The sequence below is a fragment of the Streptomyces inhibens genome, assembly GCF_022221585.1.
Classification (GTDB): Bacteria; Actinomycetota; Actinomycetes; order Streptomycetales; family Streptomycetaceae; genus Streptomyces; species Streptomyces inhibens.
The window spans coordinates 6,982,236-7,000,441 of the sequence record NZ_CP084681.1 but is presented as its reverse complement, the minus strand read 5'-3'; the positions used below and the strand labels follow the sequence as shown (position 1 = coordinate 7,000,441).

At 72.7% G+C, this 18,206-nt stretch carries 18 protein-coding genes; 8 read left to right on the top strand and 10 right to left on the bottom strand.

From position 1 onward, the window contains the following. Positions 1 to 72: 72 nt before the first annotated feature. From lepB (KI385_RS31770) to KI385_RS31735, 8 genes are all read right to left on the bottom strand, one after another. Positions 73 to 1,161, bottom strand: a complete 1,089-nt coding sequence (gene lepB / locus KI385_RS31770; RefSeq protein WP_238575523.1) for a signal peptidase I — start codon at positions 1,159 to 1,161, stop codon at positions 73 to 75. Next, positions 1,154 to 1,918 (bottom strand): signal peptidase I, encoded by a 765-nt coding sequence (gene lepB / locus KI385_RS31765; RefSeq protein WP_238575522.1) that lies wholly within the window; start codon positions 1,916 to 1,918, stop codon positions 1,154 to 1,156. Before lepB (KI385_RS31765) ends, lepB (KI385_RS31770) begins: the two co-directional genes overlap by 8 nt. Before the next feature lie 96 nt (positions 1,919 to 2,014). Continuing rightward, entirely contained in the window at positions 2,015 to 2,362 is a 348-nt protein-coding gene (gene rplS, locus KI385_RS31760; RefSeq protein WP_128509792.1) for a 50S ribosomal protein L19, read from the bottom strand. 133 nt (positions 2,363 to 2,495) lie between these two features. Continuing rightward, entirely contained in the window at positions 2,496 to 3,305 is an 810-nt protein-coding gene (trmD, locus tag KI385_RS31755) for a tRNA (guanosine(37)-N1)-methyltransferase TrmD (protein WP_238575521.1), read from the bottom strand. Then, positions 3,305 to 3,850 (bottom strand): ribosome maturation factor RimM, encoded by a 546-nt coding sequence (gene rimM / locus KI385_RS31750; RefSeq protein WP_238575520.1) that lies wholly within the window; start codon positions 3,848 to 3,850, stop codon positions 3,305 to 3,307. The genes trmD and rimM overlap by 1 nt, the downstream gene beginning before the upstream one ends. Positions 3,851 to 4,009: 159 nt before the next feature. Continuing rightward, on the bottom strand, positions 4,010 to 4,249 hold the full coding sequence (locus tag KI385_RS31745; RefSeq protein WP_003980229.1) for an RNA-binding protein: 240 nt from the start codon (positions 4,247 to 4,249) through the stop codon (positions 4,010 to 4,012). Between the two features lie 2 nt (positions 4,250 to 4,251). Beyond that, positions 4,252 to 4,692 (bottom strand): 30S ribosomal protein S16, encoded by a 441-nt coding sequence (gene rpsP, locus KI385_RS31740; RefSeq protein WP_128509789.1) that lies wholly within the window; start codon positions 4,690 to 4,692, stop codon positions 4,252 to 4,254. Positions 4,693 to 4,847: 155 nt separating this feature from the next. Then, positions 4,848 to 5,438, bottom strand: coding sequence for a hypothetical protein (locus KI385_RS31735; protein ID WP_238575519.1), 591 nt, complete (start codon positions 5,436 to 5,438; stop codon positions 4,848 to 4,850). A 546-nt stretch (positions 5,439 to 5,984) separates the two neighbouring features. Here KI385_RS31735 and KI385_RS31730 point away from each other — a divergent pair. The 8 genes from KI385_RS31730 (at position 5,985) to KI385_RS31695 (ending at position 13,863) form a co-directional block, all read left to right on the top strand. Next, positions 5,985 to 6,851 carry a methyltransferase domain-containing protein gene (locus KI385_RS31730; RefSeq protein WP_238575518.1) on the top strand — a complete coding sequence of 289 codons (867 nt, stop codon included), beginning with the start codon at positions 5,985 to 5,987 and terminating at the stop codon, positions 6,849 to 6,851. Positions 6,852 to 6,995: 144 nt separating this feature from the next. Further along, entirely contained in the window at positions 6,996 to 7,979 is a 984-nt protein-coding gene (gene yhfZ / locus KI385_RS31725) for a GntR family transcriptional regulator YhfZ (protein WP_238575517.1), read from the top strand. Positions 7,980 to 8,090: 111 nt separating this feature from the next. Continuing rightward, positions 8,091 to 8,549: a PRD domain-containing protein gene (locus tag KI385_RS31720; protein WP_425356989.1), complete on the top strand. Its 459-nt coding sequence runs from the start codon at positions 8,091 to 8,093 to the stop codon at positions 8,547 to 8,549. 32 nt (positions 8,550 to 8,581) lie between these two features. Further along, positions 8,582 to 8,941, top strand: a complete 360-nt coding sequence (locus KI385_RS31715; protein ID WP_238577940.1) for a DUF2620 domain-containing protein — start codon at positions 8,582 to 8,584, stop codon at positions 8,939 to 8,941. A 3-nt stretch (positions 8,942 to 8,944) separates the two neighbouring features. Further along, positions 8,945 to 10,390, top strand: a complete 1,446-nt coding sequence (locus KI385_RS31710) for a YhfT family protein (RefSeq protein ID WP_238575516.1) — start codon at positions 8,945 to 8,947, stop codon at positions 10,388 to 10,390. A 52-nt stretch (positions 10,391 to 10,442) separates the two neighbouring features. Continuing rightward, complete coding sequence (locus KI385_RS31705; protein ID WP_238575515.1) at positions 10,443 to 11,429, top strand: phosphotriesterase family protein; 987 nt, start codon at positions 10,443 to 10,445, stop codon at positions 11,427 to 11,429. Next, positions 11,426 to 12,691: an aminotransferase class V-fold PLP-dependent enzyme gene (locus tag KI385_RS31700; RefSeq protein WP_238575514.1), complete on the top strand. Its 1,266-nt coding sequence runs from the start codon at positions 11,426 to 11,428 to the stop codon at positions 12,689 to 12,691. The genes KI385_RS31705 and KI385_RS31700 overlap by 4 nt, the downstream gene beginning before the upstream one ends. Before the next feature lie 2 nt (positions 12,692 to 12,693). Continuing rightward, on the top strand, positions 12,694 to 13,863 hold the full coding sequence (locus KI385_RS31695; protein WP_238575513.1) for an alanine racemase: 1,170 nt from the start codon (positions 12,694 to 12,696) through the stop codon (positions 13,861 to 13,863). Positions 13,864 to 14,039: 176 nt separating this feature from the next. Here the strand turns inward: KI385_RS31695 and ffh are convergent, their stop codons facing one another. Next, positions 14,040 to 15,590 carry a signal recognition particle protein gene (gene ffh / locus KI385_RS31690; RefSeq protein WP_238575512.1) on the bottom strand — a complete coding sequence of 517 codons (1,551 nt, stop codon included), beginning with the start codon at positions 15,588 to 15,590 and terminating at the stop codon, positions 14,040 to 14,042. A 96-nt stretch (positions 15,591 to 15,686) separates the two neighbouring features. Then, the gene (locus KI385_RS31685; protein WP_238575511.1) at positions 15,687 to 18,185 is read right to left on the bottom strand and encodes a [protein-PII] uridylyltransferase; all 2,499 of its coding nucleotides are present in this window, start codon (positions 18,183 to 18,185) and stop codon (positions 15,687 to 15,689) included. Between the last annotated feature and the right edge of the window lie 21 nt (positions 18,186 to 18,206).

Below are 18,206 nucleotides of genomic sequence, written 5' to 3'. Positions count from 1 at the left end.
GCGCGCGCCGATGACTCCGGCTGTGACTGTGCTGGTGACTGATGTACGGAACTCGTCACCGGCTGCGGGGTCTCACCGCCCCCTGCCGGCTCCTCGGGCTCTTCGGTTCCGGACCGCGCGCCGACCGCCAAGTCCCCCACATCTGCTCCTCACTCCACGCACTCGCCCGCCCGTCAACCGGCGCAGGCCCACCACTCCCATAACGAGCGGGAGTTCCGCAGGGGTCGGGAGTACGGTCAAACTCTCGGGTGACACCCTATGCGGCGCACCCGCTGCGGACGCCCTGGCGCCCGGCGCGTCGTGCACCGTCGCAAAGGTGTCCGGCTCTTCGAGGCGTCGCCAGTGGCTGAACGGCCAGGCGATCACCACGGCCCGGCCCACGACGCTGTCCTCCGAGACCGTGCCACGGTACGGCTCGTCCAGATGGAAGCGCGAATCCGCGGAGTTGGAGCGGTGGTCGCCCATCACGAAGATCCGTCCGGTGGGGACGTTCACCGTGAATTTCAGCTGGGAGGGCGGGTTGCCCGGGTGGACGTACGGTTCGGTCAGCGGGGTGCCGTTGACGGTGACCCGGCCCTGCTTGTCGCAGCATTTGACGGTGTCGCCGCCGACCGCCACGACCCGCTTGATCAGGTCTTGTTCATCGGCGGACGGCAGCAGCCCGATGGAGGTCATGGCGTCCTTGACCGGCTGGAAGGCGCCCCCGTCGTCGGCGGGCTGATGCTGTTCGTCCTTGAGCCACTTGCCGGGGTCCTTGAAGACGACGACATCGCCGCGCTCCGGCTTGGAGCCGAACCAGGGCGTGAGCTTGTCGACCAGCACCCGGTCGCCGATCTTGATCGTCTGCTCCATGGAGCCGGACGGGATGACGAACGCCTGGACCAAGAAGGTCTTCAGGACGAGGGCGATGGCCAGCGCCACGCCGATGAGGATGGGGATTTCCTTGATGTAGGAGCGGCGCCTGCGGCGTTTGATGCGCCGGGCCTGGCGCCGCCGCTCGGCCCGTCCGCCGGTCGCGGGCCGGCCGGCCCGTGTGCCGTCGCCGCCGCGGGGCTCCTGGGTGTCGCCGGTCGGCGCGGAGGCGCCGTACGAGCCGTCGGCAGCGCTTCCGGTCCCCTTGGCGCTCTGGCGCCCGTGGCGGGGGCGTCCGCGGTTACCCATGGGGGCCCGCCGCGGTGGGTATCCGGTCGAAGGACCCTGGTGCGTCGATGGTGCGCCAGCGGCTCACCGGCCAGGTGATCAGGTCCGCGCGGCCGATGACCTTGTCGACGGGGACCGTGCCGCCGCCCGGGTCACCTAGGTGGTCGCGGGAATCGCTGGATCTGGCGCGGTGGTCCCCCATGACCCACAGCTTCCCCTCCGGCACCACGATGTCGAACTCCACCGAGGACGGCGCGTCCCCGGGGTGCAGATAGCCCTCGCTCACGGGCTCACCGTTCACTTCGATCCGCCCCCGTTTGTCGCAGCAGGTCACATGGTCACCGCCGATACCGATCACGCGCTTGACGTAGTCCGTCTCGGCGGGCCGGGCCAGGCCCAGCGCCGCGCCGGCTCCGCGCAGCAGCCCCGGGACGGGATTCTCCCCCTGCTCCCTGTGAACAAAGGAGCCCGTGCCGTCGAACACCACCACATCGCCCCGTGCCGGCTCGCTGCCGAAACGGTACGCCAGCTTGTTGACCAGCACCCGGTCCCCGATCTGCAGGGTGTTCTCCATGGAGGAGCTGGGAATCAGAAAAGGCTGCGCGATGAACGCGCTGAGCAGCAGTACGAACGCCAGGCAGAGGACCAGCAGAGTCACCGGCCGTCGGCGCAGGCGAGCCGTACGCGAGAGAAAACGCGCGGAGCGCGACCCCTGCTCCGGCCCCTGGTCGGGGGTGGGAGAGGGGTCGCGCTCCGTGAGCTGTGCGTCGGTGTCCATCGGGCCCTGAGCCTATCCGGCCGGATCCGGACACCGGACGCGAGCGTGGCTTTGCGTTGCCGGGGCGCAAAAAATCGCGCTCCGGGGCGGCGCGGCTCAGCTGTCGCGCTTCTCCTTGATCTTCGCGGCCTTGCCGCGGAGGTCACGCAGGAAGTACAGCTTGGCGCGACGGACGTCACCGCGGGTCACGACCTCGATCTTCTCGACGATCGGGGTGTGCACCGGGAAGGTGCGCTCCACGCCGACGGAGAAGCTGACCTTGCGGACCGTGAAGGTCTCGCGCACGCCGGCGCCCTGACGGCGGATGACAACGCCCTTGAACTGCTGCACACGGGAGCGGTTGCCCTCGATGACGCGGACGTGGACGTTGACGGTGTCACCCGGGCGGAAGGCCGGGACGTCGGTGCGCAGCGACGCGGCGTCGACGGAGTCGAGAAGGTGCATGACCTACTGCTTTCTTCGCTGATGCCACAGGTCATCAACGGGATATCGGAAAGGATGTTTCGGATGCCGTTCCGTCGGGCGGGCGTCGTTCCCCCTGTGGCAGGGGCGCGCGCCGGACGCACACAGCAGCGGCCTATTCTTCCACGGCCTCGGCCGTCCGCCCAAATCGGCCGTCGTCGCCCTCCGACCAGCCAAGGGCGGCGAGTATCGCGCGGTCGTGCTTGTCGAACGCGGCGGGGTCGGCGCGGTTGATCAGATCGGGGCGGTTGCGGTCGGTGCGGCGGAAGGCCTCGTCGCGGCGCCAGCGGGCGATCTTGCCGTGATGGCCGCTGAGCAGGACCTCGGGGATGCCGCGTCCGCGCCACTCGGGGGGCTTGGTGTAGACGGGGCCCTCCAGGAGGTCGGCCATCGCGCCGGGGGCGAAGGAGTCGTCCTGGTGGGAGGCGGCGTTGCCGAGGACGCCGGGCAGCAGCCGGGCCACCGCCTCGACCATGACCAGGACCGGGGCCTCGCCGCCGGCCAGGACGTAGTCGCCGATGGAGACCTCGCGGACGTCGAGGCGGTCGCCGTACTCCTCGATGACGCGGCGGTCGATGCCTTCGTAGCGGGCCGGGGTGAACACCAGCCAGGGCTTGGCGGAGAGTTCGACGGCGAGCTGCTGGGTGAAGGGGGCGCCGCTCGGGGTGGGGACGACGATGACGGGTTCACCGTCACCGGACGCCAGGATCTCGTCGAGCGCCTCGCCCCACGGCTCGGGCTTCATGACCATGCCGGGGCCGCCGCCGTAGGGGGTGTCGTCGACGGTGTTGTGCTTGTCGTGCGCCCATTCCCGCAGGTCATGGATGCGCACATCGAGCTGTCCGCGGGCCCGGGCCTTACCGACCAGCGAGACGTTCAGCGGCTCGAGGTATTCGGGGAAGATCGTGACGACGTCGAGCCGCATCAGCTGTCCTCGCGGCTGGAGGCCACCTCGGCCCGGCTGTCGTCGAGGAGGCCGGGCGGCGGGTCGATGACCGCGCGCTGCTCCTCCAGGTCGATCTCCGGGACGATCTCGGTGACGAACGGGATCATGACCTCGCTGCCGTCGGGCCGCCGGACGATCAGCAGGTCCTGGTAGGGCAGGTGGGAGACCTCGGAGATCCGGCCGACGGCGGTGCCGTCACGGGTGACGACATCGAGGTCGATCAGCTGGTGGTCGTAGTACTCCTCGGGGTCCTCGGGGACTTCCTCCGGGTCGACCTCGGCGATCAGCAGGGTGTTGCGCAGCGCCTCGGCGGCCGTACGGTCGGCGACGCCCTCGAAGCGCAGCAGCAGCCGGCCGCTGTGCACCCGGCCGGTCGCGATGGTCAGCGGGCCGACGGAGGACGGATCGGTGGCGAGGACGGCGCCCGGGGCGAGCCGCAGCTCGGGCTCGTCGGTGCGCACCTCTACGGTGACCTCGCCCTTGATGCCGTGGGCCCGGCCGATCCGCGCGACTACCAGTTGCACTGCTGCTCCTTGCGGCAGAACCGCCGCCGCCTTCGCGGAGGTGGTCACTCGCCTCGTGGTTCCTCGATTGATGGTTGCGGCCGGCAAGCCATCGCCGCAAACGGGTACGGGCCGGGGCGGGCCACAGGCCCTCCCCGGCCCGAGCCGGTGTTCAACTTGTCAGCGGACCTGGTCCACGTCGACGAGGTCGACGCGGATGCCTCGGCCGCCGATGGCGCCCACGACGGTCCGCAGCGCGCGGGCGGTACGGCCGTTGCGGCCGATCACCTTGCCGAGGTCGTCGGGGTGGACCCGGACCTCGAGCACGCGCCCGCGGCGCAGGGTGCGCGAGGCTACCTGCACGTCATCGGGGTTGTCGACGATGCCCTTGACGAGGTGCTCGAGGGCTTCCTCGAGCATGCTCAGGCCTCGGTCGACTCGGAGGTGGACTCGGCCGCAGCCTCGTCCGCCTTCTTGTCAGCCTTCTTCGCCTTCGGGGTGATGGCCTCACCCTTCGGCTCGTCGCCGGAAGCCTTGGCGGCGGCCTCGAAGAGGGCGCGCTTGTCGACCTTCGGCTCGGCGACCTTCATCGGCGCCGGGGCCGGCAGGCCCTTGAACTTCTGCCAGTCGCCGGTGACCTTGAGGATGGCCATGACGGGCTCGGTCGGCTGCGCGCCGACACCCAGCCAGTACTGGACACGCTCGGAGTCGACCTCGATGCGCGAGGGGTTCTGCACCGGGTGGTACAGGCCGATCTCCTCGATGGCCCGGCCGTCACGGCGGGTACGGGAGTCGGCAACGACGATGCGGTAGTGAGGCGCGCGGATCTTGCCCAGACGCTTCAGCTTGATCTTGACTGCCACGGAAGTGGTGTCTCCTGGTCTTGACGTGGTTGGGCACAACAAGATGCCACGTGGGGTTGCGGTACTCGGGTGCCCGATGGACGCGTCAGCCGGAGGAGAGAGGGGTCCTGTGCGACTGTCGAGTACAGCTAGCCATTGTGCCACACGCCTTTGGGTCAGCCGACCGCGGCCACCTCGGGGATCCGGAAGGGCTTGCCACAGCCGCCGCAGACGATCGGCGCCTGGGCGAGCACGGAGGGTACGACCCGGACATTGCGGCCGCAGTCGCAGACGGCCTTGACGCGGACGCCGCCTCCGGAGGAGCCGTGCCGGGCGGCCGGGCCGCGGAAACTGCGGGCGGTGTCGGTGGCGGTCGCGGCGCTGTGCGCCTTGAGGGCTCTGGCCAGTCGTTCGATGGTGGGGCGGTAGCGCCTCCTGGCTTCGGGATTGAGCGTGACCAGGGAGAAGCCGCTGCTGGGGTGCGGCTCGTCGGCGTGGTCCAGGCCCAGTTCCTCGGCGATCGCCAGGAATCGGCGGTTGTGGTAGCGGCCTGCGCGGGAGGTGTCGCGGATGCCGCGGGCGGCGGCGATGCCGTGGACTGCCTCATGGAGCAGCCGTTCGAAGGAGAGTTCGGCGCCACAGGCGGACGAGGACTCTCCGATCAGGGACTCGGGCGCGGCCAGGTCCGGCAGCTCGGGGTGGTGCCGTTGAATATCGGCCCACGCGAGCGCCAGCTCGGCGGCGAGAACAGGCGGTGTCGTGCTCACGTCGTGACAACGAGCCGGGGTCGCCCAGTGTTCCGATTCCGGGCCATCCCAAATAATTTGCACGTACCAGTCAGTTTCCGGTCATGGGCCGTGCCGAGTGCGTGGTGCGCCGATCTGTGGAGAAGACGCCCAGTGACCCGCAAGCCGGTACGTAACCCCGCGTACGCCGCATGGCGTAAGCCGGTTGGCCGCCGGCGCGACGATCACCGCGGCGATGGTACGGGGGCAACCTGTGCCCGCAGGCACCGGCCCGTATCCCACCGTAGGGGCATCGGACACGGCCGGCCGACGTGGCCCGGGGGGCGCGTGGAGCGTTCGGGCGGCGGGCGTTGCCGTGGCGGAACCACGCGCGCCGGGGCACCCTGGAACGGCGCTCCAGGGAGCGGGCCCGGCGCATACGGGGGCGCGCGGGAGACAACCCCGGCGCATCCCCTGGACGCCCGGACGGATGCGCAGTTGTCTGGATTGCGGGGGCGCACAACGCGCGATCACGGGGGCGATCGGTACCGAACAGCTTCTGGTTCTCGGCGAATAGGGGCGCTATCGATGTCACCCACGCTTGTGCGGCACCAGCTTCCGCACTCCGGATCCATGCGCTGCGACGGCCCACACGCTCCGGCCCGGTCACGGGAGCGCACCCGTGACTGGGCCGAGATCCAGGAGCGGATGCTGGTGCCCCTTTACGAAGCCACCTACGACCGCCTGGGGGTCGGCCCCGGCACCCGGCTGCTGGGGCTCGGCTGCGGGTCCGGTCTGGCGCTGTTGCTCGCGGCGGCGCGCGGGGCGCAGGTCAGCGGTGTGGACGCGGACGAGACCCGGCTGGAGCTGGCGCGCGAGCGGCTCACGCCGGACGGTATGCCGGAGCACACCCGGGTGGTCAGTGGCGGCCTGGAGGCCGCGGCGCCCGGGGATGCGCCCTTCAACGTGGTCACCGCGTTCCATCCGGTGGGCTGTGTGAGCACGATCGAGGGGCTGACGACGTCGCTGACCGCGGCGGCCGGGCTGGCGGAGCGCGGCAGCGCGGTGGTGCTGGGCGGCTGGGGCCCGGTGGAACGGTGTGCCACGGCCGGGGTGCTGCGGGTGGCGCAGCGGCTGGCCGATCCTCCGAGCGACTACGTCGTCGGCTCCACCGGGTGGCTGCCCAGCGGCCGGGACGATCTGGAGGACCTGGCGGACCGGGCCGGGTTGCGGCCCGATGGTTCGGGGCGGGTGGCCTGCCCGTTCGGGTACGCGGACATGGCGAGCGCGGTGCGCGGGCTGCTGTCGACGGGGCTGTTCGATGCGGCGCTGGAGGTGGCCGAGCAGCGTCAGGTGGAGAAGGAGCTGGCGGAGGCGCTGCATCCGCATCAGCGGGCGGACGGGACGGTCTGGATGCCGAATGTGTTCCGGTATCTGATCGCGCGGACACGATAGGGCGGTAGGGGCGGCAGGGCGGGCCGTCAGGAGGAGGCTGCGGGCGGCTCGCCGGCGGACCGGCAGGGCGTGGGGAGCATGGGGTGGGAGGTGCCTTTCGGAGCGCATTTGGCAGTATCCAGGATCCTGTTTACTGTCATTTGTGTGAACGGCAGCCATGGCAGCACCGCCCTCAGCGGCATCGACGCACGCTTTCTGACCCGCAACGGGCACGCCGCCCGGCAGCTGGCGGCCCTGCTGGTCCGGCAGGGCGCCGACGGCGTGGGCGGGCGGCTGCCGCGGGTCCGGGACTTCGCCGAGCGGCTCGGGGTCGGCAACGGCACGGTGCAGGCGGGGCTCCGGCTGCTGGAGGAGGCGGGCGCGATCAAGACCGTGGCCCGGGGCCATCTCGGCACCTTCCTCGTCGCCGCCGACCGGGCGGCCCTGTGGCGACTGTCCGGCCTCGGCACGCTCCTGGCCGCGATGCCACTGCCGTACTCCCGGCGCTACGAGGGGCTGGCGACGGGGCTGCGGGTCGCCTTCGAGGAGGCCGGCGCGCCGTTCGCGATGACCTTCCGGCGGGGCGCGGCCGCCCGGGTCGCCGCGCTGGTCGAGGGCAAGGTCGAGCTGGCGGTGCTGTCCCGCTTCGCGGCCGACCGGATGGTCGAGCGGCAGCCCGTCGAGCTGATCGCGGACCTCGGCCCCGCCACGTACGCCGGCGCGCACGGTGTGCTGCTGCGGCCCGGTGCCACGCTCGGGTCTCCCAGGTTGCGGGTCGCCGTGGACGACAGCTCGGAGGATCAGCGGATGCTCGCCGAGCGGTTCTTCGCGCATCGCACGGCGGTGGAGTGGGTGCCGTGCTCTCCTGTGCAGCTGCGGGAGGTGTTCGCGCAGGGCCGAGCCGATGCGACGGTGTGGAATCTGGACGAGGTGCCGGGGCAACTGGGCTCGGAGGTACAGGTGTTGCCGCTGGGCGACGAGCTGACCCGTGATCTGGCGGTGCGCCATGCGAGCGCCGCGCTGATAGGCCGTGCGCAGGAAGAGGAGGGGGCCGGGGCGCTGGCGGCGGTGCGGGACGTGCTGGATCTGTCGACGGTCACGGCCGTACAGGGCGAGGTGCTGCGGGGCGAGCGCGTCCCGGCGTACTGACGGAGCGGCAGCCACCCACGGACCCTGCCGCCGGCAAAAAGTGACGGCACGTTAAGGAACAGAATCCAGAATCCTGGTTACTGTTTAACTTCGAGGGAAGGACGGCCGCCCATGGAATCCCGGCTCGCCCGGCGCATCCGCCTCTTCCGTGACAGCGGCCAGGTACGGCCGGAGGTCGCCGCGTTCGTGACGGACGAGCTGGCGGCGCTGGCCGCCGAGGGCCGGCCGGTCACCGAGGACAGTGCCGGGATGCTCACCAGTCATCTGCTGATGGCGCTGACCCGGCTGCTGGACGGCGCGCCCCTGGAGGCGTTCCCCACGGACGCGGCGGTGGCCGAGGAGCTCGCGGGCCGTCCCGAGGCGCTCGCCCGCGCCCGCGCCGTCGCCGTACGCGCCGACCGCGAGCTGGGCACCACGCTCCCCGAATCGGAGATCAACTTCCTGGCACTGCATCTGGCCGTCCTGGACAAGGGCAGGGCGGTGCATCCGGCCCCGGTGCCGCCCACGGCGCCGCCGTCGCCGCCGGCCCCGCCCCTGCCCACGGCCGCACCGCGAAGGGAGACCCCATGACCGAGATGATCGACATGACCGAGATGACAAGGATGACCAAGATCCTCACCGGCGGCGTCGGCAAGTCCGAGGTCGCCGGCACGGTGACCGGGCTCGGGCTGCCCGGCGTCGAGATCGTGCTCAGCAACGACATGGACGCGGCGGTGCAGCTGCGCGCCGGGCGGGCCGACTACTTTCTCGGCACCTGCCACACCGGGGCCGGAGCCTCGCTCGGCGTATTGGTCGGGCTGCTGGGCGCGGCCGCCTGCCACACCTTCGGCCGCTCGGTGCCCACCGCGGAACAGATCGACGCACTGCTCGACGAGGGCAAGAAGGTCTTCGGTTTCGCCGTCGACCAGATCGACGCGGTCACCCCCGCGCTCGCCCGCGCCATCGCGGCCCGTACGGCCTGACCCGTGGGCAGCCTCCCCGGAGCGGGCCCCCAACTGGCCACCGCGGCCGGCGGTCTCGACTTCTCGCCGGCCGAGCAGCTGACGGTCATCGGACTGTGTGCGCTGACCGCGTTCCTGGCGCATCTGGCGCTGGCGGTCTTCAACGACGGCGTACGGCCCTTCATGCTGGACTTCCTACAGGGGCGGACCACCCGCGGCGCGACCACCGCGGTCTCCTTCGGGCTGTCGGCCGGGTTCATCTTCGGTCTGGGCGCGCCGATGGCGCTGTCGTCGGGTGTGCTCAACCCGTGGCTGGTGTTCTTGCCGACCGATCTGCTGGGGCTGCTCGCGCCGAAGAAGTGGCTGGCGCCGGTCCTGGGCGGCGCCTGGGGCGCGGTGGTGGTCTTCGGCCTCAAGGGCGCCGACAAGGTGGCGCACGAGCTGCCGGTCGACTTCCTGACGGCCATGCAGCAGATGTCGACGCCGATCCTGTTCCTGTTCACGCTGTTCCCGGTGCTGGCGATCAGCAAGCAGTTCGGCAGGCTGCGCGGCGCGCTCGCGGGCGCGGTGGAGCTGGTCCTCGTCGTGCTGACGATGAAGCTGTGGCCGAAGGTGTTCGCCGGGGCGCTCGCGATGGCGGTCGGGGTGCTGCTGCTGATCGGCTTCGCGGTCGTCAGGGATCTGCGGCAGCGGCGTACGGACCCGGCGACGACCCGGGCGGAAGAGGCGGGGGCCGGAGGCGAGCGGGCGGGGGCCGGAAGCGAGCGGGCGGCGACCGGAAGCGAGCGGGCGGCGACCGGAGGGGGCCGGGCGGAGCTGCCCGCCGACGACCCCATGGCCTCGCTGTTCGGCGCGAGCGCGGCCCGGCTGCGGCGCCATCTGCCGCTGTTCATGGTGCTGGGCGCCGGGGTCTGTCTGCTGGCGCAGCTGCACATATTCGGCGGCGGTGAGGCGACGAGTTTCCTGATCGCCAAGGGGCGGACCACGGAGGCGGCGCAGGTCGACTTCTACCGTGCCTTCGGCTTCCTGCCGCTGATCGCCACCACCGCGCTGGCCTCCGGCGCGTACGGCATCGCCGGCTTCACCTTCGTCTACCCGATCGGCTATCTGCTGCCGAGCCCCTGGCTGGCGCTGGTGTGCGGGGCGCTGGTGCTCGCCGTCGAGGTGCTGGCGCTCAGCGGGATCGGCCGGGTGCTCGGCGGGCTGCCGTCCGTACGCGACTCCTCCGAGCAGCTGCGCGCGGCGATCGGTGCGACCCTCCAACTGGCCATCCTGTTCGGCTCGTTGATGGCCGCGAACGCGATGGGCGGCGGGCTGGGGATCCTGATCGTCGGCGGGCTGTATCTGCTGAACGAGGCGATGGGGCGGGTCGTGGTCCGGATGGCCGCGGGCCCCGCCGCGGTCGTCGTCGGCGGCGTCCTGCTCAACGTCCTGTATGGGCTGGACCTGTTCACCCCTCTGACCTCCTGACGGAGTTCGCTCCTGACGGGTTCGGCCGCCCCATACGGCCGGGAAGGCAGGCATGAACGATCTGCTGCACACCGTCACGGGCCCGCTGCCCGCCTCCGCCGTGCGCGGACCGGTGCTCGCGCATGAGCATCTGGCGCTCGATCTCACCCGGGGCGCCGACAGCGGTGCCCGTCTGACAGCCGGGCACCGGGCCGCCATCACCGAGGAACTGGCGTCGCTGCGCGCCGAGTTCGGGCTCTCGCTGGTCGTCGAGCTGACCTGCCGGGGCATGGGGCGTGATGTGGACGGGATGGCCCGGATCGCCGCGGATTCCAAGGTCGCGGTCGTCGCGGGGACCGGCTGGTACTACGAGCCGTTCCACCCCCGTGAGTTGAGCCGTACCAGCGCCGAGCAGCTGGCCGGGACACTGGTCGGGGAGATCGAGCGCGGCTGCGGCGGCTCGGGCATCCGCCCCGGGGTGATCGGCGAGGTCGGCAGCCATGGCGACCTGCCGAGCGAGGCGGAGGCGCGGACCCTGACCGCGGCGGCGCTCGCCGCCACCGCGACCGGTCTCTCGGTGGCCACCCACGCCCGGCTCGGCCGCGGTGGCCTCGCCCAGTTGGAGCTGCTGACGGCGGCCGGGCTGCCGCCGCACCGCGTCAGCATCGGCCATCAGGACCTGCTGGACGATCCGGCCGCGCACCGGGAGCTGGCGGCGGCCGGCGCGTATGTCGCGTTCGACACCGTCGGCAAGGAGGGCTACCAGAGCGACCGGGTGCGGCTGCGGCTGCTGCTGGCGCTGCTGGAATCCGGCTACGCCGACCGGGCGCTGCTCAGCTGCGATGTCTCCCGGCACGGCTATCTGGTCAGCGAGGGCGGCACGGGCTACGGGCATCTGTTCCGGTCCTTTGTGCCGAAGCTGCGGGCGGCCGGGGTGGACGAGACGCTGATCGACACCCTGACGCGGCGCAATCCGCTGCGGTTCCTCACCGGGCGGGACGGGGCGGACGGCGCGTCGTCCGTCGCCGGCGGGTGCCTGCCGGGGCGTGAGCCGGAATGAGCGTGCGTCTGCCACGGACCAGCCCGCTGCCGGCCGTTGGTGTGCCCGACGCGCTGGCCCGGCAGTTCCGGCTGCTGGAGTGCACCGCCCGGCACTTCGAAGGCCCCCAGCTCTTCGCGGCGGACGCCGGGGTGGTGCCGGGCCTCGGTCGTCCGCGGACGACCGCACGGGTCGAGGCGGTGCTCGCCGACTTCTTCGGGGCCGAGGCCGCGGCGCTGGTGCAGGGCGCGGGCACCGGCGCGATCCGAGCCGCACTCGGCGCCGTCCTGGAGGCGGGCGATCCGCTGCTGATCCACCGTGCGCCGGTCTACCGCACCACCGCCCACACCCTGCGCGGCCTGGGCGCGGCCACCGTCGAGGCGGACTTCAACGATCCGCGGGAGCCGGCCCGCGCGCTCGCGTCGGGGGACTTCCGCTGGGCGTACGTCCAGCACACCCGGCAGCGGCTCGCCGACTCCTACGACCTGGGCGCGGTGCTGGCGGCGTGCCGGGCCGCGGGCGTACGCACCGTGGTGGACGACAACTACGCGGCGCTGCGGGTGCCGGCGTGCGGGGTCGAGCTGGGCGCCGACGCGTCCTGCTTCTCGCTGTTCAAGCTGCACGGCCCGGAGGGCGTCGGCGTCGTCGTGGGCGCCGCGGACCTGGTGGCGCGGGTGCACGAGGACAACTATTCGGGCGGCGGTCAGGTCCAGGGCCATCAGGCGCTGGACGCGCTGCGGGCGCTGACGCATGTGCCGGTGATGTGGGCGGTGCAGTCGCAGGTGGCGGCCGAGGTCGCCGGGCGGCTGGCGGCCGGTGAGGTGCCGGGCGTCGCGGAGGCCGCGCTGGCCAATGCGCAGGACCGCTGTGTGCTGGTGCGCCTGGCCCGGCCGGTCGCCCGTGGGCTGCCGGCCGCCGCGGCGCGGCACGGCGCGGCCCCCTACCCGGTCGGCGCCAACTCCCGCTATGAGATCGCCCCGCTCTTCTACCGCCTGTCCGGCTCCGCGCTGGCCGACGCCCCCGAGCTCGCCGACTGGACCGTACGGATCAATCCCATGCGGGCCGGCGCCGACCTGGTGCTGGACATCCTGCGGCGGGCGCTGGCGGAACCGCGCGACGGGGCGGAACCGCGCGACAGGGCGCAACGGCGCGACGGGGCGCAACGGCGCGATGTGGACGGGGGCCTGAGTCTGGGCCCCAGTCGCCCCGCCCCCGAAGGCCGCGCAACGCCCGGCGCCCCCGGCACCCCCGGCCCGGCCGTCGCGCCCGAGCCCAAGGACTGACCGTGTTCCTGGACACCGTCCTCGCCCGCAATCCCCGGCTGGTCGCCTGCGCGACCGAGCTGCACCGAAGCGGCGCCATCGGGCCCGATACATACGTCATGGATCTGGACGCGGTGGCCGCCAACGCCGCGCTGCTGGCCGAGGAGGCCGACCGGCTGGGGCTCTCGCTCTGGTTCGTGGTCAAGCAGCTCGGCCGCAATCCGGAGCTGATCCGGGCCATCGCCCGGCACATCCCGCGCTTCGCCGCCATCGACCCGCCCGAGGCCAGGGCGCTGTACGCGGCGGGCGCGCGGGCCGGGAACCTCGGCCATCTGGTGCAGATCCCGCACCGTGCGCTGCCCGGGATGCTGGCCCGGCGCCCCGAGGCGGTCACCGTCTACGACCTCGCCAACGCCCGCGCCGTGTCGGAAGCGGCCGGCCGACTCGGCCTCGTCCAGGACATCCTGGTCCGTATCGAGGCGGCGCCCGGCGCGGGGTATCCGGGGCAGGAGGGCGGGGTGCCGCCGGCCGGGCTGGAGGCGTTCGCGGCCGGGGCGGAGCGGCTGCCGGGCGTACGGATCGCGGGCGTCACGGCGTTCCCGTGCCTGCAGTGCGCTCCCGGTACGGGCCGGCCGCTGCCCACCCCGAACCTCCCGCTCGCCCTCCGCGCTCGGGAGATGCTCGCCGCGCGCGCCGGGGCGGACCCGGCGGAGCTGCTGCTGAGCGCGCCGGGCGCCACGTCGATGGCGAGCCTGCCGCTGCTGGCCCGGCTCGGCGCCACGCACGGGGAGCCGGGGCATGCGCTCACCGGCACCACTCCCCTGCACGCCGTCGACCCGGGGCAGCCGGAGGCCCCCGGCTATGTGTACGTCAGCGAGGTGGCGCATGTCCTGGCCGACGGCCGGCCGGCGCTGTTCGGTGGCGGCTTCTACCCCCGGTCCGGGGTCGGCTCGGCGCTGATCCCGCGCACCGGCGCCCGCCTGGCGGTACAGCACGCCCCGGCGGAGCACATCGACTACTACCGGCTGCTCTCGCCCGGCGACGCCCGGCCCGGGGACACCGCCGTACTGGCCTTCCGCACCCAGGTGTTCGTCACCCGCAGCACGGTCGCCGTCGTGTCCGGACTGTCGGGCGGCACACCGGAATTGACGGGGTGTTACGACCCGTGGGGGCGGCCGGTCGCGGAGCCGTAGCAGCGGGCGTCCAAGAGGCGCGCGGGGCCCATGGGCGTGCCCCCTACCCGCCGCCCACCCGTGCCTTTGTTTTTTCCCCGCCGCCCACCCCCCTTCGGGGGGTGGGCGGGTGTAGACGGCAGGAGCCCCCGGCCACACCGTGGTGGCCAGGGGCTCACGAACCGGAGCTCGGTGGCTCAGCCCATGAACTTCTTGAATTCCTCGGGGAGTTCGAAGTTCTGCGGGGCCTCGTTGCCCTGCGGCAGGCCCAGCGGGTTGCCGGCCTGGGCGGCCTCGCGGCGGGCCGCCGCGGCCTCTTCCTCGGCCTTGCGCTTCATCGGGTTGCCGCTCTTGCGCTTGCCCTTGGCCTGCTTGACCTGCTTCTTCTTCCGGGCGGCGCCGCCACCCATGCCCGGCATCCCGGGCATGCCCGGCATCCCGCCGCCCTGAGCCATCTTCGACATCATCTTGCGGGCCTCGAAGAACCGCTCGACGAGGTTCTTGACCATGGAGACATCGACGCCGGAGCCCTTGGCGATACGGGCACGGCGCGAGCCGTTGATGATCGTCGGCTCCTGGCGCTCGGCCGGGGTCATCGACTTGATGATGGCGGCGGTGCGGTCCACCTCGCGCTCGTCGAGGTTGTTGATCTGCTCCTTCATCTGCCCCATGCCGGGCAGCATGCCGAGCAGCTTGGAGATGGAGCCCATCTTGCGGACCTGCTCCATCTGGGCCAGGAAGTCGTCGAGCGTGAACTCCTTGGGGCCCTTCGCCAGCTTGGCCGCCATCTTCTCGGCCTCGGCCTGGCTGAAGGTCTGCTCGGCCTTCTCGATGAGCGACAGCATGTCGCCCATGCCCAGGATGCGGGACGCCATGCGGTCCGGGTGGAACGCGTCGAAGTCGTCCAGCTTCTCGCCGTTGGAGGCGAACATGATCTGCTTGCCGGTGACATGCGCGATGGAGAGCGCGGCACCACCGCGGGCGTCACCGTCGAGCTTGGAGAGCACCACACCGTCGAAGCCGACGCCGTCGCGGAACGCCTCGGCCGTGTTGACCGCGTCCTGACCGATCATCGCGTCGACGATGAAGAGGATCTCGTCGGGGCTGACCGCGTCGCGGATGTCCGCGGCCTGCTGCATCAGCTCCTGGTCGATGCCCAGGCGGCCGGCGGTGTCGACGATGACGACGTCGTGCTGCTTGCTGCGGGCGTACTCGATGGAGCCCTTGGCGACCTGGACCGGGTCACCGGTGCCGTTGCCCGGCTCCGGCGCGTAGATCGCCACGCCGGCGCGGTCGGCGACGACGGCGAGCTGGTTGACGGCGTTGGGGCGCTGGAGGTCACAGGCGACCAGCAGCGGGGCGTGGCCCTGCGCCTTGAGCCAGCGGCCGAGCTTTCCGGCGAGGGTGGTCTTACCGGCACCCTGGAGACCGGCCAGCATGATCACGGTCGGCGGGGTCTTGGCGAACCGCAGACGGCGGGTCTCGCCGCCGAGGATGCCGACGAGCTCCTCGTTGACGATCTTGATGACCTGCTGGGCGGGGTTCAGCGCCTGCGAGACCTCGCTGCCGCTCGCGCGCTCCTTGACCTGCTTGATGAAGGCGCGGACGACGGGCAGGGCGACATCCGCTTCGAGCAGCGCGATGCGGATCTCGCGCGCCGTGGCGTCGATGTCCGCCTCGCTCAGGCGGCCCTTGCCCCGGAGGTTTTTGAAAGTACTCGCCAAGCGGTCGGAAAGCGTATCGAACACGGCGGTCGTCGATCCTCGGGGTCGGGGGCGGGGTCCAGTCGGCTTCTAGGGTATCCGGCCACGCAAGCGAACCGTTCCTGGCCTGTTCCCGGGCGTCTACTGAAGCGCGGCCTGCACGGCCGCCGCAACCCCCTGGGCCACCCCGTCCGCCAGGGGCGCACCGTCCGTCCCCGTGACATAGAACGCATCCACCGCGTTCGCGCCCAGCGTGCTGATGTGCGCGCTGCGGACGGCGACGCCGGCGGCCTCCAGGGCCCGGCCGATGCGGTGCAGCAGGCCGTGTGCGTCCTGGGCGCGGACCTCGATGACGGTGGCGGTGCGGGAGCTGCCGCCGGCGACGGTGACACGCGGTGGCGGGGCCAGTACGACGCGGGAGCGGCGGGCGTAGGCGCGTTCCCGCTCGGCGAGCCGGGCCGGGATGTCGAGGGAGCCGTCCAGGGCGCGGACCAGGTCGACGCGGAGCCGGTCGGCGTCCGGCAGCGAGCCGTATTCGGCGGCCACCCGCCAGCTCAGCAGCAGGACCGGACCGTCGCCGATCGGATCGAGGAGCAGCAGGTCGGCGGCGCGGACGGTGAGCCGGTGCAGGGCCAGCACGCCGGCCGCGGCGGGCAGCACGCCCGGCTGGTCGGGGACGGCGATGAGCAGCTCGACACCGACCGGCTCCTGGGCGGGCGCTTCGTCGGCGTCCTCGGTGGCGGGTTCGGTGCGGGCGCGCAGGGCCAGGACCGGGCCGCCGGTGCGCCCGGCCTCGATCGCCAGCCGCTCCTGCTCCGCGGTCGGCTCGTCCGCGCCGCGTACGTCCTCCTCGGGCTCGCCGGCGAGCCGCGCGGCGACCCGTTTGACCAGGTCGGCGACGAGCCCGCCGCGCCAGGCGCTCCATGCTGCGGGCCCGGTGGCCAGCGCGTCGGCCTCGGTCAGGGCGTGCAGCAGCTCCAGGGTGCCGGTGCCGCCGACCGCGTCGGCGACCGCCCCGACGGTCGCGGGGTCGTCCAGATCGCGCCGGGTGGCGGTCTCGATGAGCAGCAGGTGGTGGCGTACGAGGGTGGCGATCACCGTGGTGTCGCGGGCGTCGAAGCCGAGTTTGCCCGCCACGTCGCGGGCGATGGTCTCGCCGGCCACCGAGTGGTCGCCGGGCCAGCCCTTGCCGATGTCGTGCAGCAGGGCGGCGACCAGCAGCAGGTCGGGGCGGTGCACCCGGCGGGTCAGCGCGGAGGCCCGGACGGCGGTCTCGACGAGGTGGCGGTCGACGGTCCAGGTGTGGACGGGGTTGCGCTGCGGGCGGCAGCGGACGCGCTCCCAGTCGGGCAGCAGCCGCGTGATGATGCCTTCGGCCTCCAGCGCCTCCCATACGGGCACGGTGTGCGCGCCCGCGCCCAGGAGCGTCACCAGCTGCTCGCGGGCCTCGGCGGGCCACGGCACGGGCAGCGGCCGGGTGGCGTACGCGGTGGCGCAGCGGCGGATCGCGTGGGTGGCCAGCGGCAGTCCGGCCTGGGCGGCGGCAGCCGCGGCGCGCAGCACCAGGACCGGGTCCCGCTCGGGGCGTGCGGTGCGGGCCAGTACCGCCTCTCCGTCGAGCTCGACGACGCCCTCGGCGAGCGGTGAGCGCTCCCCCCTGCCTGCCGCACGGCCGTTCAGCAGTCCGCGCAGCATGGGTTTGACGGAGCGGGCGCGCAGCACCCGGCCGACCTCGCGCCAGGTGGCATCGGCCGCGTAGGAGATGGTGCGGGCGGATTCGTAGGTCTGCCGCAGCAGTGCGTCCGCGTCCAGCATGCCGAGGGCCTCGGCGACCTGGTCCTGCTCCTGGAGGGAGAGCCGGTCGGTGGCGCGGCCGGTGGTCAGGTGGAGCGCGTCGCGGGTGTCGAGCAGTCGGCTGCGGGCGGCTTCCAGGCCGCCGCGCGGGGCGTCGGCGAGCCAGGAGGCGGCGACCGCCCGGAGCGCGGTGGCGTCCCGCAGTCCGCCCCTGGCCTCCTTGAGGTCGGGTTCGAGGAGGTATTGCAGTTCGCCCTGCCGCTCGGCGCGCTCCTGGCACATGTCGTGGAGTTCGGGCAGCCGCTTGGGGGCGGTCTCGCGCCAGTCGGCGTACACGGTGGTGCGCAGCGCGGCGGTCAGTTCGGGGTCCCCGGCCAGGTGGCGGGCGTCGAGCAGGCCGAGCTGCACCTTGAGGTCCTCGCGGGCCGCCTTGCGGGCCTGGGCCGGGGTGCGTACGGAGTGGTCGAGGTCCAGGCCGAGGTCCCAGACGGGGTACCAGAGGTGGTCGGCGAGCGCGGCGAGGGCGCCGGCGTCGGCGCGGCCGTCGTGCAGCAGCAGGAGGTCGAGGTCGCTGCGCGGGGAGAGCTCTCCGCGGCCGTAGCCGCCGACGGCGACCAGCGCGGTGCCGGACAGTCCGGCGGCGCCGGCGTGCCGCTTCAGCAGGCCGGCCAGCCAGTCGTCGGTCAGCCGGGCGAGGGCGGCGCGGCGGTCGGGTCCGGAGGGCGCCTCGTCCTGGAGGAGCCGCAGCCGGGCCGCGGGGTAGCCGCCTTCGAGGGCGGGCCCGGACGCGCTCGCTGGGCCCGGTGTTCCGGCCGGTCCTGCCGTTTCCTCGACGCTCTCGGTCAACTCGCGCGCTCCTTGGTCGTG

Excerpts from the sequence above, each read along its gene's own strand:
- lepB (WP_238575523.1), bottom strand. The coding sequence starts at position 1,161 with ATGGGTAACCGCGGACGCCCCCGCCACGGGCGCCAGAGCGCCAAGGGG.
- lepB (WP_238575522.1), bottom strand. The coding sequence starts at position 1,918 with ATGGACACCGACGCACAGCTCACGGAGCGCGACCCCTCTCCCACCCCC.
- rplS (WP_128509792.1), bottom strand. The coding sequence starts at position 2,362 with ATGCACCTTCTCGACTCCGTCGACGCCGCGTCGCTGCGCACCGACGTC.
- trmD (WP_238575521.1), bottom strand. The coding sequence starts at position 3,305 with ATGCGGCTCGACGTCGTCACGATCTTCCCCGAATACCTCGAGCCGCTG.
- KI385_RS31745 (WP_003980229.1), bottom strand. The coding sequence starts at position 4,249 with ATGCTCGAGGAAGCCCTCGAGCACCTCGTCAAGGGCATCGTCGACAAC.
- KI385_RS31730 (WP_238575518.1), top strand. The coding sequence starts at position 5,985 with ATGTCACCCACGCTTGTGCGGCACCAGCTTCCGCACTCCGGATCCATG.
- KI385_RS31720 (WP_425356989.1), top strand. The coding sequence starts at position 8,091 with ATGGAATCCCGGCTCGCCCGGCGCATCCGCCTCTTCCGTGACAGCGGC.
- KI385_RS31715 (WP_238577940.1), top strand. The coding sequence starts at position 8,582 with ATGACCAAGATCCTCACCGGCGGCGTCGGCAAGTCCGAGGTCGCCGGC.
- KI385_RS31705 (WP_238575515.1), top strand. The coding sequence starts at position 10,443 with ATGAACGATCTGCTGCACACCGTCACGGGCCCGCTGCCCGCCTCCGCC.
- KI385_RS31700 (WP_238575514.1), top strand. The coding sequence starts at position 11,426 with ATGAGCGTGCGTCTGCCACGGACCAGCCCGCTGCCGGCCGTTGGTGTG.